The 14,461-nt window shown below is 56.2% G+C and carries 13 protein-coding genes (1 of these 13 only partly in view); 6 read left to right on the top strand and 7 right to left on the bottom strand.

All coding sequences use genetic code 11. The features are described from left to right. Positions 1 to 177 precede the first annotated feature (177 nt). The 4 genes from rpoD to rpsU form a co-directional block, all read right to left on the bottom strand. On the bottom strand, positions 178 to 2,073 hold the full coding sequence (rpoD, locus tag ACTG1K_RS06320) for an RNA polymerase sigma factor RpoD (RefSeq protein WP_263718854.1): 1,896 nt from the start codon (positions 2,071 to 2,073) through the stop codon (positions 178 to 180). A 183-nt stretch (positions 2,074 to 2,256) separates the two neighbouring features. Then, positions 2,257 to 4,044, bottom strand: coding sequence for a DNA primase (dnaG, locus tag ACTG1K_RS06325; RefSeq protein ID WP_440004968.1), 1,788 nt, complete (start codon positions 4,042 to 4,044; stop codon positions 2,257 to 2,259). An 88-nt stretch (positions 4,045 to 4,132) separates the two neighbouring features. Beyond that, positions 4,133 to 4,576 carry a GatB/YqeY domain-containing protein gene (locus ACTG1K_RS06330; RefSeq protein ID WP_005349081.1) on the bottom strand — a complete coding sequence of 148 codons (444 nt, stop codon included), beginning with the start codon at positions 4,574 to 4,576 and terminating at the stop codon, positions 4,133 to 4,135. 15 nt (positions 4,577 to 4,591) lie between these two features. Next, a complete protein-coding gene (gene rpsU, locus ACTG1K_RS06335) occupies positions 4,592 to 4,807 on the bottom strand; it encodes a 30S ribosomal protein S21 (RefSeq protein ID WP_005309452.1) in 216 nt (71 codons plus the stop codon). A gap of 179 nt (positions 4,808 to 4,986) precedes the next feature. On the opposite strand from rpsU, the gene tsaD reads away from it, so the two are divergent. Then, entirely contained in the window at positions 4,987 to 6,000 is a 1,014-nt protein-coding gene (gene tsaD, locus ACTG1K_RS06340; protein WP_042052807.1) for a tRNA (adenosine(37)-N6)-threonylcarbamoyltransferase complex transferase subunit TsaD, read from the top strand. Between the two features lie 242 nt (positions 6,001 to 6,242). Here the strand turns inward: tsaD and ACTG1K_RS06345 are convergent, their stop codons facing one another. Together ACTG1K_RS06345 and aspA are read right to left on the bottom strand one after the other, a co-directional pair. Continuing rightward, positions 6,243 to 7,562, bottom strand: coding sequence for an anaerobic C4-dicarboxylate transporter (locus tag ACTG1K_RS06345; protein ID WP_021229055.1), 1,320 nt, complete (start codon positions 7,560 to 7,562; stop codon positions 6,243 to 6,245). 125 nt (positions 7,563 to 7,687) lie between these two features. Next, the gene (aspA, locus tag ACTG1K_RS06350; protein WP_005340569.1) at positions 7,688 to 9,130 is read right to left on the bottom strand and encodes an aspartate ammonia-lyase; all 1,443 of its coding nucleotides are present in this window, start codon (positions 9,128 to 9,130) and stop codon (positions 7,688 to 7,690) included. Positions 9,131 to 9,572: 442 nt separating this feature from the next. Here aspA and ACTG1K_RS06355 point away from each other — a divergent pair, with 442 nt between their 5' ends. Beyond that, on the top strand, positions 9,573 to 10,049 hold the full coding sequence (locus tag ACTG1K_RS06355) for an FxsA family protein (RefSeq protein ID WP_376901676.1): 477 nt from the start codon (positions 9,573 to 9,575) through the stop codon (positions 10,047 to 10,049). A 34-nt stretch (positions 10,050 to 10,083) separates the two neighbouring features. Here the strand turns inward: ACTG1K_RS06355 and ACTG1K_RS06360 are convergent, their stop codons facing one another. Next, the gene (locus ACTG1K_RS06360) at positions 10,084 to 11,418 is read right to left on the bottom strand and encodes an MATE family efflux transporter (protein WP_231720294.1); all 1,335 of its coding nucleotides are present in this window, start codon (positions 11,416 to 11,418) and stop codon (positions 10,084 to 10,086) included. 260 nt (positions 11,419 to 11,678) lie between these two features. Here ACTG1K_RS06360 and ACTG1K_RS06365 point away from each other — a divergent pair, with 260 nt between their 5' ends. The 4 genes from ACTG1K_RS06365 to ACTG1K_RS06380 form a co-directional block, all read left to right on the top strand. Beyond that, positions 11,679 to 11,972, top strand: coding sequence for a co-chaperone GroES (locus ACTG1K_RS06365; RefSeq protein ID WP_005340573.1), 294 nt, complete (start codon positions 11,679 to 11,681; stop codon positions 11,970 to 11,972). 43 nt (positions 11,973 to 12,015) lie between these two features. Next, complete coding sequence (gene groL, locus ACTG1K_RS06370) at positions 12,016 to 13,650, top strand: chaperonin GroEL (RefSeq protein ID WP_005340575.1); 1,635 nt, start codon at positions 12,016 to 12,018, stop codon at positions 13,648 to 13,650. A gap of 101 nt (positions 13,651 to 13,751) precedes the next feature. Further along, positions 13,752 to 14,252: a molybdopterin-binding oxidoreductase gene (locus ACTG1K_RS06375; protein ID WP_019444953.1), complete on the top strand. Its 501-nt coding sequence runs from the start codon at positions 13,752 to 13,754 to the stop codon at positions 14,250 to 14,252. Positions 14,253 to 14,275: 23 nt separating this feature from the next. Next, positions 14,276 to 14,461, top strand: partial view of a putative bifunctional diguanylate cyclase/phosphodiesterase gene (locus tag ACTG1K_RS06380; RefSeq protein WP_005340581.1) — the start only. The gene runs 1,746 nt beyond the window's last position; 186 of the gene's 1,932 nt are visible here — the first part of the coding sequence; the start codon lies at positions 14,276 to 14,278; its stop codon lies beyond the right edge, outside the window.

Raw genomic sequence — 14,461 nt, forward strand, 5'->3', positions numbered from 1 at the left:
TTTAGCGGCGTGGATTATAGGGGAAGAGGAAAGGGCAGTCTATAGGCATATCAACCACTTGGCGACTAATTGTCCAGCTTGATTGAGGGCGCAAAGAGGGTCGCAAGGGTAAATGCCAGACAAAACAAAGCCCCGCATGGCGGGGCTTTGGCAGAGCAGTTTGACACAGGGTCAGGACTATTCGTCCAGGAAGCTGCGTAGCACTTCCGAGCGGCTCGGGTGGCGCAGTTTGCGCAGTGCCTTGGCTTCGATCTGACGAATACGCTCACGGGTAACGTCGAACTGTTTGCCCACTTCCTCTAGGGTGTGGTCAGTGTTCATGTCGATACCGAAACGCATCCGCAGTACCTTGGCTTCGCGGGCGGTCAGGCCAGCCAGCACTTCGCGGGTGGCGTTGCGCAGGCTTTCGCTGGTCGCAGCATCCGCTGGCAGAGCCAGGGTGGTATCTTCGATAAAGTCGCCCAAGTGGGAATCTTCATCATCACCGATGGGCGTCTCCATGGAGATAGGCTCTTTGGCGATCTTCAGTACCTTGCGGATCTTGTCTTCCGGCATGCCCATGCGCATGGCCAGCTCTTCCGGGTTCGGTTCGCGACCCATCTCCTGCAGCATCTGACGGGAGATACGGTTGAGCTTGTTGATGGTCTCGATCATGTGTACCGGGATACGGATGGTACGGGCCTGATCCGCGATGGAGCGGGTAATGGCCTGACGGATCCACCAGGTAGCATAGGTCGAGAACTTGTAGCCACGACGGTATTCAAACTTGTCTACCGCCTTCATCAGACCGATGTTGCCCTCCTGGATCAGATCCAGGAACTGCAGACCGCGGTTGGTGTACTTCTTGGCGATAGAGATAACCAGACGCAAGTTGGCCTCAACCATCTCTTTCTTCGCACGGCGGGCTTTGGCCTCACCGATGCTCATGCGACGGTTGATATCCTTGATCTGGGCAATCGACAGACCGGTCTCTTCTTCAATCTGCTGCAGCTTGCCGATGGCGCGCTGAATATCCTCGTCCATTTCAACCAGACGAGGAGACCAGGCTTTGCCAGCCTGCTTCTGGTATTCGAACCAGGCAGTTTCACACTCGTTGTTGGTGAAGGCCGCGACGAAGGTTTTCTTCGGCATCTTGGCCTGCTCAACGCAGAGCTTCATGATGATGCGTTCCTGCACGCGGACGCGCTCCATCATTTCACGCATGTTGTTGACCAAGCGATCGAACTGCTTGGGCATCAGGCGGAATTGACGGAATACATCGGCCAGCTGGGCGATGGCGGCCTGGGTATCTTCGTGCGCGCGACCATTCTTCTGAATGGAGAGGCGGGTCACTTCATACTGGGCACGCAGTTCACCAAACTTCTCGCGAGCGACTTCCGGATCCGGACCACCGTCACCGTCGTCGTCAGAGCTGTCGCCATCTTCGTCTTCGTCTTCTTCGTCTTCTTCATCTTCGTCGGCCAGATCGTCTTCGCCGAGTTCGGAACCGATATGCGTGGCGGTAGGCGCCATATCTTCAGTTTCGTTCGGGTCAATAAAGCCAGAGATAATGTCAGAGAGACGCAGCTGCTCGGCTTCGTACTTGTCGTACTGTTCGAGCAGGTAAGTAATTGCTTCAGGGTACTCGGCTACGGAGCTTTGTACCTGGTTGATACCGTCTTCGATCCGCTTGGCGATGTCGATTTCGCCTTCACGGGTCAGCAGTTCGACGGTACCCATTTCCCGCATGTACATGCGGACGGGATCGGTCGTGCGACCAATCTCAGATTCAACAGATGCCAGAGCCTGGGCCGCTGCTTCGGCAGCGTCCTCATCGGCGGTACCACCTTCAGCCATGATAAGGTCATCGGCATCCGGAGCGTTTTCAACCACTTGAATGCCCATATCGTTGATCATCTGAATGATGTCTTCGATCTGGTCTGAATCGACAATGTCTTGCGGGAGGTGATCGTTCACCTCGGCATAGGTCAGGTAGCCCTGTTCTTTACCTTTGGCAACGAGGAGTTTAAGCTGAGACTGCGGGGTTTGCTCCATAGAACTCATCCGGTTGGTGTTGCTAGGTTGCGCGTACAGTGCGCTGCTGCGCAAATAGCCAATTCTAATAGAAAACCGCCAGACATGCTATGTCTGGTTGCGGCGTCGGTCATGAGAAACCCCTGCCCGCAGTATTGTCGGGGCCAGGCGGTTATAAAAATTTTGCTTTTCATCCCGTCGATTCGGGCAACGCTATCCATATTGGGACTAATCACTCAAATATCAAGCCCCACTCTCATTTCTTTTCTCAATTTGCACCTCTCTGATCAGCATCATCAACTCTTGGGTTTCTTCGGAGCTTAGTCCTTCCTGAGCCACTTTGGCCTGCAATTCTTCGATCCGTTGTTTCAGAAACTGGTTGATGAAGCCGACGAAGGTGTCCTGCAATTCTCCCAGAATATCCGGCTCCTGATCGAGTTTGATCTCCTCGAACAGATCGTGCATGGCCAGCTGAGCAAGGATCTCTCCCTCCTTGGTACCACGCCAGTGTTCCAGCAGGATACCGGTTGTGATACCGGGCTGTGCCAGGATCTGCTGGTGCAGTTGCAGCAGGAACTTGATGCCTTGTACGCGTAGTCCGGCCAATTCTGGCATGGGGGGAAGCTCAGCCGTTACTGCCGGATATTGCACCATCAGTGCCAGCGCACGCCGTAGTGGCGTCAGCTTGGCAGCCTTGGGTTTGTTGACCTCGGCCTTGGGCTGACTGTTGCGGGCAAAGAGCTCGGCGATGCGCTGTTTGTTCTCGCCCCAGCGCATCATGCTGGAGAGACGAGTGATCAGCCCTTCGCGGGTAAACCCTTCCGGTACGCGACGAATAAGCTCGGCAGCCTTGTTGGCTACTTCGAACTTGCCCGCCTCACCGGAGAGGGCCGCATCGCGACCGAGACGCTCGAACATGAAGTCGGCGAACGGTTGGGCTTCATCGAGCAGGGCTTCAAAACCCTCCTTGCCGATCTGGCGTACCAGCGAGTCGGGATCCTCGCCATCGGGCAGGAACACGAACTTCAGCTCGCGGCCATCCTGCAGATGAGGGAGGGCATTATCCAGCGCGCGCCAGGCGGCTTCACGACCGGCGTTGTCACCATCGTAGCAGCAGACGACCTCGGCGGTGGTGCGAAACAGGGTGTGAATATGGTCGCTGGTCGTTGCAGTACCCAGCGCCGCCACCGCATAGTCGATGCCGTACTGACCGAGTGCCACCACATCCATGTAGCCTTCCACCACCAGGATCCGACGCGGATCCTTGTGTGCCTGCTTTACCTCGTAGAGACCGAACAGCTCCCGCCCTTTATGGAAGATGGGGGTCTCCGGCGAGTTCAGGTATTTGGGGGTGCCATCACCCAGCACCCGGCCACCGAAACCGATAACCCGGCCACGCTTGTCGCGGATCGGGAACATGATGCGATCGCGGAAACGATCATAGCTGCCCGGGCCATTATCACGGGTGATCAGCATGCCGCCCGAGATAAGCAACTGCTCGTGATCCCGGCTGGTACCAAAGCGTCGGCGCACCTGATCCCAATCGCTCGGTGCATAGCCAATGTTGAATCGTTTGACCACTTCACCGGTCAGACCGCGGCCTTTGAGATACTCCACCGCATGGGGAGCACTCTTGAGGTTGCTCTCGTAGAAGCGGGCGATCTGGTTCATCAGCTCGAACAGATCCTTGCTAACGGCGGGCTGACTATTGGCCGAGCCGCCGATACTCTGCTCGCGAGGCACCTGCATGCCCTGCATGCTGGCGAGCTCTTCGATAGCATCGGGAAATTCGAGACCGTCGTACTCCATGACAAAGCCGATGGCGTTGCCGTGGGCGCCACAACCGAAACAGTGGTAGAACTGCTTCTCCTGGCTGACGGTAAAAGAGGGGCTTTTTTCGTTATGAAAAGGGCAGCAAGCCTGGTAGTTCTTACCGGCTTTTTTCAGCCGCACTCGCGAGTCGATCAGCTCGACTATGTCTGTGCGTACGAGCAGATCGTCGATAAAGGATTGGGGGATCCTGCCTGCCATAACCGTCCTGTTTCATTGCGGAGAAAATAAAAAAGCCGCGCATTCCAAGGGAAGCACGGCTTCTTCGACCAAACAAGAGAGTTGCCTGTTACGCCAAGCGGGTTTTCACCTGAGCACTGACGGCGCCGACATCGGCACGCCCCTGAATTTTCGGCTTCAAGACAGCCATGACCTTGCCCATATCAGCCATGACGGCAGCACCACTTTCAGTGATGGCTTGCTCGATCAGGGCAGCAATTTCATCTGCGGTCAGCTGTTGCGGCAGGAATTCCTGCAACACAACGATCTCGGCGGACTCTTTGTCGGCGAGATCCTGGCGACCGGCAGCTTCAAATTGGCTGATGGAATCGCGGCGCTGTTTGACCATTTTGGTCACGACAGCGAGGATATCCTCATCATTCAGCTCGATACGGGTATCGACTTCACGTTGCTTGATTTCTGCCATCAACAAGCGGATCGCTCCCAGACGTGCCTTATCTTTGGCAAGCATGGCGAGCTTTTGCTGATCCTTGAGTTGATCCTTCAGAGACACGGCAATATCTCCCGATTAGTACAGGCGGATACGACGTGCGTTTTCGCGAGACAGCTTCTTGGCGTGACGCTTGACAGCAGACGCTTTGGCGCGCTTACGAATGGTAGTCGGCTTCTCGTAGAACTCACGGCTACGAACTTCGGACAGGATACCGGCTTTTTCGCAAGAACGCTTGAAACGACGCAGAGCAACGTCAAACGGCTCATTTTCACGGACTTTGATTACTGGCATGTGCCTTTCACCTCAGTGATAAATTGTTAGCTGACCTTCAATCGATCAGCATGTCTTAAAATGGTGCGAAATTATACTCTGGACAGGGAATGAAAGTAAACCCGCAGAGATCGCTCTGGTTTAAAAAACCCGCGAAGGTTACCATAGCCGTCTCATTTTAGCAGTGAAATTTTTTAGCAATGCGTGTATTGGGCATAGAGACATCCTGTGACGAAACAGGGATCGCGATCTTCGACGATCAAAAAGGGATCCTTTCCCATCAGTTATACAGCCAGGTCAAGCTGCATGCGGACTACGGTGGCGTCGTCCCCGAACTCGCCAGCCGGGATCATGTTCGCAAGACGATCCCGTTGATCCAGGCCGCATTGCAAGAGGCGGGACTGGGCAAAGATGACATCGATGGCATCGCGTATACCGCGGGTCCGGGTCTGGTTGGCGCCATTCTGGTGGGCGCCACTATTGGTCGTTCGCTGGCGATGGCATGGAACAAGCCTGCTATCGCCGTCCATCATATGGAAGGCCACCTGCTGGCCCCCATGCTGGAAGAGAAGGCCCCCGAGTTCCCCTTCGTGGCGCTGCTGGTCTCCGGTGGTCACTCCATGCTGGTGCGGGTCGACGGTATCGGCAGCTATCAGCTGCTGGGGGAATCCATCGATGATGCCGCTGGCGAAGCGTTCGACAAGACCGCCAAGCTGATGGGGCTGGACTATCCGGGTGGCCCGCTGCTCTCCCGTCTGGCCGAGAAGGGCACCACTGGGCGCTTCCACTTCCCCCGTCCCATGACTGACCGTCCCGGGCTCGACATGAGCTTCTCCGGCCTGAAGACCTTCACCGCCAACACCATCGCCGCCAATGGTGATGATGAGCAGACCCGCGCCGATATCGCTCGGGCGTTTGAAGATGCGGTGGTTGATACCCTGGCCATCAAGTGCCGTCGAGCCTTGAAAGAGACCGGTCTCACGCGTCTGGTGGTCGCTGGTGGCGTCAGTGCCAACCGTCATCTGCGTGCCCAGCTGGCCGAGCTGATGGAGAGCCTCAAGGGTGAGGTGTTCTATCCGCGCACTGAATATTGCACCGATAACGGTGCCATGATCGCCTATGCCGGTATGCAGCGCCTGAAAGCGGGCGTGTTTGAGCCGCTGGCAGTCAAGGCCGTGCCGCGCTGGCCGCTGGATACCCTGGATCCGGTCTGATCCGACGGATCCCGCCTTCTGGCGTGGTGCTGAGTACCATGGTGGCCTACAGCTCCTGCAATCCGGCAGCGGTGGTTATAGTGCCGCTGGCACGCTGTTGTGGTGTCTGCTGTCGCCGTGGTTGAGCCATCCGTATAAGAGGTCAGCTCTCGTGCTGGCAGACTGCAAAGTACAGAGTAAAGAGATAAAAAAATCCCCGCCAACTGGCGGGGATTTTTGTTTGGTGATCGGCAGGCGATAGATTACAGCAGGATGCCGCCGAAGAAGAAGCCCAGTGCCACGGCGATGGCGATGGTGGCGGTGCCCGGTACGAAGAAGGGGTGGTTGAAGACCGCCTTACCGATACGGGTGGAGCCGGTGTCGTCCATCTCTACCGCAGCCAGCAGGGTCGGGTAGGTCGGCAGTACAAACAGGGCGCTCACAGCTGCGAAGGAGGCAATCGCAGTCAGCGGGCTGACACCCAGTGCCAGTGCGGCAGGCATCAAAGCTTTGGTGGTGGCGCCTTGTGAATAGAGCAGCATGGCAGCGAAGAACAGCACCACGGCCAGCAGCCAGGAGTACTGGTTCAGCAGGTCGCCAGCGATCAGCTGGATGGTGTCCATGTTGCCTTTCACGAAGACGTTACCCAGCCAGGCCACACCCAGTACGCAGATACAGGCGGACATACCGGACTTGAAGGTCGGCATGTTGGTGACCTGGGTGGCGTCCAGTTTGCACACCAGAGTCATGATGGTGGCCGCGGCCAGCATGATACCCATGATGGCACCGTCACGGGGGATCGGCGGGTTGGTGATCAGGCCAACTTTACCGGAGATGGCAGTGGCATAGGCCATGACGGCCACGATGGCAGCGATGAAGATCCAGACCGACAGCTTGGCGTACGGTTTGATCTCGAGCTTGGTAGTACCACGCAGTTTGATCAGGCCCTTGGCTTTGCGCTCCAGATAGACTTCGTCCTGCTCCAGCGGCTTGCCCATCATGTTGGCAATGAAGGCGCCCAGGATACAGGCCAGGAAGGTAGAGGGGATGCAGATGGCCAGCAGGGTCAGATAATCAACACCAAACGGCTCGAGCATGCCGGAGAAGGCAACCACAGCGGCAGAGATCGGAGAAGCTGTGATGGCGATCTGGGAGGCGACAACCGCGATGGAGAGCGGACGGGATGGGCGGATCCCTTGCTCTTTGGCCACTTCAGCGATCACCGGCAGGGTGGAGAAGGCGGTATGACCGGTACCGGCCAGCATGGTCATCAGGTAGGTGACCACCGGGGCGGCGAAGGTGATGTATTTGGGGTTCTTGCGCAGCGCTTTTTCTGCCAGGAAGACCAGATAGTCCATCCCGCCAGCCAGTTGCATACAGGCGATGGCGCAGATGACGGACGCGATGATCATGATCACATCCCAAGGGATGTAGCTGACCAGTTGATCGCTCGGGATGGGCATGCCCAGACCCCACGTCAATACCAGTACCCCCAGACCACCGGCAAAGCCGATGCCGATGCTGCCTATCCGGGCCCCCAGATAGATAGCGGCGAGCACGACAAGTAACTCGATTCCAATCATAGCGATAACTCCATTTTTTAGTTTTTGGTTTTTATTTGGCAAAAAGCCAATTCCCGATCGGGCTGGGGATAAAGACCAATCGGGAACTGACTTTATGGGCCGGGAAGATCCCGGCCCACACTCGCTTATACGGCAGCTTCGCGGGTGAAACGCTTGGCTTTGTATTGCGGGTTCATCAGGTTCTCGATGGAGAGAATTTCGTCCAGCTGCTCGGCGCTCAGCAGGCCGCGCTCAAGAACGACTTCACGGACGTTCTTGCCGGTCTGGGCACAGATCTTGCCGACGATATCCCCTTCGTGGTGGCCGATGAAGGGGTTCAGGTAGGTCACGATACCGATGGAGTTCAGCACGTGATTCATGCAGATTTCCGGGTTGGCGGTGATACCTTCCACGCACTTCTCGCGCAGGGAAATACAGGCTTTTTCCATCAGGCTCAGGGATTCGAACATCGCCTGACCAATCACCGGCTCCATGACGTTCAGCTGCAGCTGACCGGCTTCGGCGGCGAAGGTGATGGTGATGTCGTTACCGAATACCTTGAAGCAGGATTGGTTGACCACTTCCGGGATAACCGGGTTGACCTTGGCCGGCATGATGGAGGAACCCGCCTGCATTTCCGGCAGGTTGATCTCTTTCAGTGCAGTGCGCGGGCCGGAGGAGAGCAGACGCAGGTCGTTACAGATCTTGGACAGCTTCATGGCCAGACGCTTGATGGCGCCGTGCAGCATGACGTAGGCGCCACAGTCGGAGGTTGCTTCGATCAGGTCTTCTGCCGGCACATAGGCACGACCGGTGATCTCGGCCAGACGCTTGATAGCCAGTGCAGAGTACTCGGGCGGAGTATTCAGACCGGTACCGATAGCGGTCGCGCCCAGGTTCACTTCCAGCAGCAGCTCCTGGCAACGCTTGATGGACTTGATCTCTTCACGCAGGGTCACGGCGAATGCGTGGAACTCCTGGCCCAGGGTCATCGGAACCGCATCTTGCAGCTGGGTACGACCCATCTTCAGGATGTTTTTGAACTCTTTCGCTTTGGCATCGAATGCCGCGATCAGGTGCTCCAGCGCGTGCAGAGTCACGTCAGTGCTGTTGACCACAGCAACGCGGAAACCGGTCGGGTAGGCATCGTTGGTGGACTGGCACTTGTTGACGTGGTCGTTCGGGTTGATGACGTCGTAACGGCCTTTCTCCAGACCCATGATTTCCAGGGCGATGTTGGCCAGTACTTCGTTGGTGTTCATGTTGACGGAGGTGCCGGCACCCCCCTGATAAACGTCGACCGGGAACTGGTCGAAGCATTTGCCGGTGTTCAGCATCAGGTCGCAGGCTTCTACGATCTTGTCAGCAATTTCAGGACGGATGGTACCCAGTTCACCGTTTGCCAGCGCAGCGGCCTTCTTGGTCAGCACCATACCGCGGACGAATTCCGGAACGTCAGAAATCTTCTGAGAGCTGATCTTGAAGTTCTCGACAGCGCGCAGGGTGTGCACACCGTAGTAGAGATCATTGGAAACTTCTTTGGTGCCCAGCAGGTCTTCTTCAATGCGGACGTTCTTGATGTCGCTCATTGTAATGCCTCAGAAATCAGATAAATGGAAAAATCCTCACCGAGTGGTCGCGAGTTCCTTGCGCACAGCTCATCCTGAAGCACCACACATCGAGTGGGGCGGTTGGGAGAATGACCTCCCGAAAAACTAATCAATATACTACTCCAATTGAGGTATCGGTTATTAGAGGTGGATCACTAAATTTGCGACATTTTCAAATTACTTTGAGGAAAGTACACTTATGTTATGAAGTTTTTATCATGATGATTTTTATAAATTTTTGTGACTTTTTGCTGGTTTTTTAGATTGCTGATGACGTAGGAGTCAGTTGACCAACTTGAAAAGAGGGGGGCAGCCCCCATTTATTCAGGGCAGAAAGTGGAGATGATGGGGTGGCAAAATCGCCTCTGGCCATCGTTGGATGGGCGCCACTTTTTCTCAATTTACCGGTGCTGGAGTGGATATGGGCAAGTTGTTTTTGTTGTTGGTGGGTCTGGTTGTACTGGAACTCACCGTGATGATCGAGGTCGGCTCGGTAATCGGTGCGCTGCCGACTGTCGGCTTGCTCATCCTGACCGCGGTACTGGGCTCCTCGCTGGTGCGCAGTGAAGGGATCAAGACCCTGTTCAGCGCCCAGCAAAAGATGCAGATGGGCGAGATGCCGGGCCGCGAGGTGATGGGGGGCATGATGCTGGCGTTGGCCGGCTTGCTGCTGATCATTCCGGGTTTCGTGACCGACATTTTCGGTGTGCTGTTGCTGCAACCTTGGCTGCGTAACAAACTGGCTGACAAGCTGATCGGCAGCAGCCAGTTCCGGATGCAGATGGGTGGCTTCCAGCGAACTCAATCGCCGTTTGGCAACGCACCGTCCGATGATCATCTGGGGAACGCCAGGCAGGGCGGCACCACCATCGAAGGCGAATTTGAGCGCAAAGAGTAATCGACGAGACGAAAACCCGAGGCGAGTGACTGAATCAGGGTTTGCCCTGATGGCACAAGGCCTCGAAGCGGTGTCGGGCATACCACCACGCGAGGGTGCCCGCCGCCAGATTTGCCAGCAGTATCCCCAGATATATCCCCTGTTCTCCCCCCAGCTTTGCCCCCAGCCAGGCTCCTGGCAACAGAAAACCAAACAGTCGCAATCCGTTGAACAAGAACGAAATACTGGATGCCCTCACGCCATTGAGTGCCGAGGCCAGCAGCATCACCATGCCCTGAAATCCGTAACCGATCGGCACCAGATGCAGATAGAGAATGATGAGGCGGATGACCTGTGGATGATCGCTGAACAGGTTGGCGATGAGTGGCGCCAGTAGCCAGGTCAAGCCATAGATGGCGAGCTGAAACAGCAACGCAAAACTCATGCAGCTTTGCAGCGCAGCCTTGGCGCGGGCCGGATTACCGGCACCGCAGTTTTGCGAGATGAAAGGGGCCAGCACGGAGGCAAGGGCCATCATCACAATCAGCAACAGCGCCTCGACCCGCGACGCGGCGCCGTAAGCCGCCACCACCTCGGTACCCAGTCCTGCAAAGATCGTCATCAGCACCGCATTGGCCAGGGGGTTGAGCATATTGGTAAAAGAGGCGGGGACGGCGACATGGAGCAAGGCCCGCCAGTGGGTCAGCAACCGAGCCCGCGGCGAGAGGCGCCACAGCAGCAAGCCCTCCCGATGACGCAGGATATAGAGGCTGACCAGCATCGCCATCAACCAGGAGATAGAAGTCGCGATGGCGGCCCCGCGGATCCCCCATTCGGGAAAGGGGCCGATACCGAAGATCAACAGAGGATCCAGTACCCCGTTGACCAGCCCGGCTACTGCCATCACCAGACTGGGAGTTTTGGTATCGCCGGTCGCCCGGATGGCGGCATTGCCCACCATGGGCAGCACCAGCATGGGGACGGTGAGATACCAGATCAGCATGTAGTCATGGATGAGGGAGATAAGCTCGGCACTGGCCCCCAGCAGAGTAAACAGAGGCTTGATGGTGAGAGCCCCCCCCGCGGAGAGCAGGGCCACCATGATCACCGCCAGAAACAGACTGTCGGTGGCGAGATGGGCCGCCTCATCGTGTTTGCCCTGCCCCAGGGTATGACCGATCACCGCTGACAATCCGGCGCCCAATCCCATCGCCAGCGAGGTAACCACAAAAGTGACAGGAAAGGTAAAACTGATGGCGGCCAGAGCTTCGGTGCCCAGCATACCGATAAAAAAGGTATCGACCAGATTGAAGGCCAGAATGGCGATGATGCCGAAGATCATGGGGCCCGTCATCTGGCGCAGTACGACCGGAATAGGGGCTGTCAACATGGGGTTGGTGCGGGTCAAGGGCTCGTCTCTACAGCTGGCTTTGAAGGTTCTGGCATGGAAACCGGGCGGCTTGAACCGACCTTGCTCCAGAGTGCGAACATGGCTGAACCATCGAAGATGTTTATAGTACGTGAAAAAATTTTTTTTGTATTTGCCCTTGAAGGGTTAGCAACTCTGCCCCACATCAGGGACATATCTAATTTGGCCTGGAACGGCCATTCCTCAAAGCAACAATGAGACTCATTTTGGGAGAGTTATCGATGAAAATTCGTCCACTGCACGACCGCGTCATCATCAAGCGCATCGAAGCTGAAGCCAAATCTGCCGGCGGTATCGTCTTGACTGGTACTGCGGCCCAGAAGTCCACCCGTGGTGAAGTGCTTGCCGTGGGGACTGGTCGCATCCTGGATAATGGCGAAGTCAAAGCGCTGGCCGTGAAGGTTGGTGACAAAGTTATCTTCAACGAAGGCTACGGTGTGAAGACCGAGAAGCTGGATGGTCAGGACGTCCTGATCCTCTCCGAAACCGACATCCTGGCGATTGTCGAAGAGTAATCCATCCTCCTTTTCCCCGAATTGATTTAAGGATTGAAGAAAAATGGCAGCTAAAGACGTTAAGTTTGGTAACGAAGCCCGCATCAAGATGCTGGAAGGCGTAAACATCCTGGCTGATGCCGTCAAGGTGACTCTGGGCCCGAAAGGCCGCAACGTGGTGCTGGACAAGTCCTTCGGCGCCCCGACCATCACTAAAGATGGTGTGTCTGTTGCGCGCGAAATCGAGCTGGAAGACAAGTTCCAGAACATGGGCGCCCAGATGGTCAAGGAAGTGGCTTCCAAGGCGAACGATGCCGCCGGTGACGGTACCACTACTGCAACCGTTCTTGCTCAGGCTATCGTCAACGAAGGTTTGAAAGCCGTTGCCGCCGGTATGAATCCGATGGATCTGAAACGCGGTATCGACAAAGCCGTTGTGGCTGCTGTTGCCGAGCTGCAAGCACTGTCCCAGCCGTGCGCTGACAGCAATGCCATTGCTCAGGTGGGCACCATCTCCGCCAACTCCGACGAGAAAGTGGGCAAGCTGATTGCTGAAGCCATGGACAAAGTGGGTCGCGATGGCGTCATCACCGTTGAAGATGGTCAGGGTCTGGAAGATGAGCTGGCAGTTGTTGAAGGTATGCAGTTCGACCGCGGCTACCTGTCCCCCTACTTCATCAACAAGCAAGAGACCGGTTCTGTTGAACTGGACGACCCGTTCATCCTGCTGGTTGACAAGAAAGTCTCCAACATCCGCGAAATGCTGCCGGTGCTGGAAGGCGTTGCCAAAGCTGGCAAGCCGTTGCTGATTGTTGCTGAAGACGTAGAAGGCGAAGCGCTGGCCACTCTGGTGGTCAACACCATGCGCGGTATCGTGAAAGTGGCTGCCGTCAAGGCGCCTGGCTTCGGTGACCGTCGCAAGGCCATGCTGCAGGATATCGCCGTACTGACTGGCGGTACTGTCATCTCTGAAGAAGTTGGCATGGAGTTGGAAAAAGCGACTCTGGAAGATCTGGGTCGTGCCAAGCGCATCGTCATCACCAAAGAGAACACCACCATCATCGATGGCGTGGGTGATGCCGGTGTGATCGAAGGCCGTGTTGCCCAGATCCGTCAGCAGATCGAAGAGACCTCTTCCGACTACGATCGTGAGAAGCTGCAAGAGCGCGTAGCCAAGCTGGCTGGCGGTGTTGCCGTGATCAAGGTTGGCGCAGCCACCGAAGTCGAGATGAAAGAGAAGAAAGCACGCGTTGAAGATGCCCTGCACGCTACCCGCGCCGCGGTTGAAGAAGGCGTGGTTGCCGGTGGTGGTGTTGCGCTGGTTCGCGTTGCTGCCAAACTGGCGGGTCTGCGCGGTGACAACGAAGACCAGAACGTAGGTATCAAGGTTGCCCTGCGTGCCATGGAAGCCCCGCTGCGTCAAATCGTCATCAACGCCGGGGAAGAAGCCTCCGTCATCGCCAACGCAGTGAAGAACGGCGAAGGCAACTTCGGTTACAACGCTTACAGCGAACAGTATGGCGACATGCTGGCCATGGGTATCCTGGATCCGACCAAGGTAACCCGTTCAGCCCTGCAGTTTGCCTCTTCCATCGCCGGTCTGATGATTACTACCGAGTGCATGGTCACCGAACTGCCGAAGAAAGATACCCCTGCAATGCCTGACATGGGCGGCATGGGTGGCATGGGCATGATGTAATCATCCCCCTTGCTCTGTTTGACAAACGGCTCGCTCAAGGCGAGCCGTTTTTTTATATCTGGCTAAACTGAGTCTGTTGAGACAGCAAATCTGGGGGCGATATGAAAATGTTTGGTTGGCTGACACTACTGTGTTCATTGGTCATCATGCCGGTGATGGCTGCTGAGGCGCTGACGGGGCCGGTGATCCTGAAAGTGGGTGGTAACATCAGGTCGGCAGACGAAGTTGATGGCAAGGTGTTGTTTGATCTGGCTAAACTGCAGGCTCTGCCGCAACATGAGATAGTGACAGGCAACCCGTGGGTGGATAAGCCGCACACCTACAGAGGCCCAAAACTGGCCGATGTATTGGCTGCAGTCGGTGCGGATGGCAAGACCATTACGTTGACTGCGCTGAACAGTTTCCAGGTCCGCATTGAATGGGACAAGGTTGCCAAATACGAGCCCATCCTTGCATGGGAAGACAACGGCGCTGTCATGCGGGTGCGTGACAAGGGGCCGGTCTGGTTTATGCTGCCTCTTGATCAATATCCGGAATTGAAGCGATCCGAATATACCGACATGATGATCTGGCAGCTGGATTTGATAGACATTCAGCACTGATAAAAACAGCACGGGAGCATGGGGTGAAAGGAAAGACCAGGGCGTGGCCACTGCTCGTCATTCTGTATGTATCCATCCTGTCGTTTACCGGGAGCACCCTCTATTGCCTGATGCAGATCCAGAATGCGACCAGAGCGATGGAGAAATACACCTATGATGTCTCCTGGGCGCTGATGCAGTTGCAGCTGGAGCTCGGGCGTTTCCTCAAT

Source organism: Aeromonas sp. 102P (assembly GCF_051920345.1).
GTDB classification, from domain to species: domain Bacteria; phylum Pseudomonadota; class Gammaproteobacteria; order Enterobacterales; family Aeromonadaceae; genus Aeromonas; species Aeromonas veronii.

Coding starts and splice junctions, on each gene's coding strand:
- dnaG (WP_440004968.1), bottom strand. CDS start 4,044: ATGGCAGGCAGGATCCCCCAATCCTTTATCGACGATCTGCTCGTACGC.
- rpsU (WP_005309452.1), bottom strand. CDS start 4,807: ATGCCAGTAATCAAAGTCCGTGAAAATGAGCCGTTTGACGTTGCTCTG.
- tsaD (WP_042052807.1), top strand. CDS start 4,987: ATGCGTGTATTGGGCATAGAGACATCCTGTGACGAAACAGGGATCGCG.
- ACTG1K_RS06345 (WP_021229055.1), bottom strand. CDS start 7,562: ATGATTGGAATCGAGTTACTTGTCGTGCTCGCCGCTATCTATCTGGGG.
- aspA (WP_005340569.1), bottom strand. CDS start 9,130: ATGAGCGACATCAAGAACGTCCGCATTGAAGAAGACCTGCTGGGCACC.
- ACTG1K_RS06355 (WP_376901676.1), top strand. CDS start 9,573: ATGGGCAAGTTGTTTTTGTTGTTGGTGGGTCTGGTTGTACTGGAACTC.
- ACTG1K_RS06360 (WP_231720294.1), bottom strand. CDS start 11,418: ATGTTGACAGCCCCTATTCCGGTCGTACTGCGCCAGATGACGGGCCCC.
- ACTG1K_RS06365 (WP_005340573.1), top strand. CDS start 11,679: ATGAAAATTCGTCCACTGCACGACCGCGTCATCATCAAGCGCATCGAA.
- groL (WP_005340575.1), top strand. CDS start 12,016: ATGGCAGCTAAAGACGTTAAGTTTGGTAACGAAGCCCGCATCAAGATG.
- ACTG1K_RS06375 (WP_019444953.1), top strand. CDS start 13,752: ATGAAAATGTTTGGTTGGCTGACACTACTGTGTTCATTGGTCATCATG.